The following is a 1,959-nucleotide window of genomic DNA, read 5'->3' as shown; positions in this document are numbered from 1 at the left end:
GAAACCCGCGCCCAGGCTTTTCAAAGAAGCGATTGCGCTTCAGTTCGGCTTTGGACTGCCAGTGGGTCTCGCCAAAGCGGGTCAGCCCCTCATGGACGACGAAGGATCCGAGCAGCAAACTGCCCAGGGTGGCAAATAGGAAGATAAGCCCGATCACCTGCCAGAGATCGGGATGGTGGAGCCGGATTGCCTGCCAGTTATGGAGGAGCAGGCCCCAATCGAGCGTGGCAGCACTGCCGGTGAGTTTGAGTGCCAGATAGCCTGAGGCCAATATATAGGCGAGAGCGAGCCCGAGAGCAGCGAAGAGGCCCAGGCCCGCCAGAATGCGTGTCTTAATCATGCTCGAGCCCCCGCTCTTGCGCGGCATTGGCGGCGCGTTCATCAAACCACTCTTCGCTGACCTGACGCAGGGCCTGGGGCGAATTGCCCTCGGCCTTGAGATATTCGCGCGCGACAGAAAGCTGGTCTTCGCGACTGCCTACACCGTCGAGCCCCGAGATATCGCCCTGTTTGAGGCGCGCGATCTCGTCGGGTGTCAGACGCTCCTCCACAGCCTCGCGATAGGCATCCGCGCGTTTCGCGTCCGTAGGCGCGGGCAGTTTTGCCAGATCGGATTTCGCAGCGATCAGCATGCCAGCGGCAGCGGCAGTTGCTGCGGCGGTCGTCGCGGCCGCGCCGGTGCTGATCCCCGTGCCCGTCCCGGTGTCTGCTGCTGTGCCGCGCTGGATATCCTGCGCCTCCCAGGCCCGTCGGCTGCCTTGCTTCTCGATGACCTCATTGCTCACGGGATCGCGCGTGGTGATGGTGACGGCCTCGGAGCGGGTTGAGGACAGAGTCACTGTGTCGCCCGCTGTCACGCCCCGATCCGCCAGCGCCTTGGTGACCCCCATGCCCCAGACATCATGCGTTCGGCCGTTCGAAAGCTGCAAGCGCACATAGGGAGACTCCGCAGCCCCGGAGCGATCGAGATAGGGGCGCGTACCCTGCGCAAGCACCGTGCCGCGCACGCCCTGGCTGTAATCAACCTTGTCGCTGGTCGTGTTGGCGGCAAGAGGTGATGCCCGATCACGGGATACGTCACGAGAGTCATTGCTGCCCATATCGCGACCCTCAGAGACAGGCCCATCCGTCCGCTGCAGGCTGCGCGGGCGTTCCATGTCACTGCGCCGTGCCGCTTCCTCGATATCGCGCTCATTGGGCTTGTAGCCTTCGACCTTGATACCCTTGGCCGCGCCTTCAATCCACATCTCACGCCGGAAGTCCTGCGGGCCGGTCACTTTCATCGACTCCCAGCCGCGATGGGCGGCGAGATTGACCATGTCGAGGGCTGTCGCCTTGTCGGCGGCCTTGGTGCTGAGCGTGTTGCCCGTATCGACAATCGCCGCACGCGCGTCATCGTAATGGCGATAAAATTCCTGCCGGTCGCCCTGCTTGGTCACCACGAACCGCTCATAGTAGGAAGACGGGGTATCCAGCGGATCGAGCCCGCGGCGCGCGGGTGCGATGCTGTCTGCCTGCGCCTCGCCTGCCAAGCCTGCCTGCGACATAGGCCGATCTGTTGCCTCCGCGCCTGTACGCTGTGGCGGCTGCGCTTGAGGTGTGGCCTCGGCGGGCGCTGCATCTGCCGTGCGCGCGACACCCAGAACCTCGGCCCGCGCCTCTGCGCGGGCCTGATCCTCGATATCGAATGAGCGCGATGAGATATATGCCCTGTCAAACCCTTCACGGCGCAAAGCCGTGATCGCGTCTTCGATCTTCTGCGACGTCTTGTCCTCCAGCGCCTCGCGCTGCTCCGGCATCAGATCGAGCCCGACATCATCCCCGATCCGGTCATGCACGCGGTCCACCTCTTCCAGCGCGCGGTCCAGATCATCCTGCTTCGAGAGATCCAACCCGTGATGCTCGGCCACGCTGCGCAGATCATCCATCAGCCAGTCGCCCTCGCGCAGCCGCGCCATC

1 protein-coding gene and 1 pseudogene are annotated in these 1,959 nt (G+C 64.1%); both read right to left on the bottom strand.

The genetic code is table 11. The features are described from left to right. A pseudogene (locus PUT78_RS23425) lies at window positions 1-340 on the bottom strand (type IV secretory system conjugative DNA transfer family protein); the annotation flags it as partial. Then, window positions 333-1,959, bottom strand: a 1,627-nt coding sequence (locus tag PUT78_RS23420; RefSeq protein ID WP_337994723.1) for an LPD7 domain-containing protein, incomplete at its 5' end; no start/stop codon positions are given. The gene PUT78_RS23420 and the pseudogene PUT78_RS23425, both read right to left, overlap by 8 nt.

Source organism: Roseinatronobacter alkalisoli, assembly GCF_028745735.1.
Lineage (GTDB): Bacteria > Pseudomonadota > Alphaproteobacteria > Rhodobacterales > Rhodobacteraceae > Roseinatronobacter > Roseinatronobacter alkalisoli.
The sequence above is the reverse complement of the archived record's forward strand: the minus strand, read 5'-3'. Positions and strand labels throughout refer to the sequence as shown.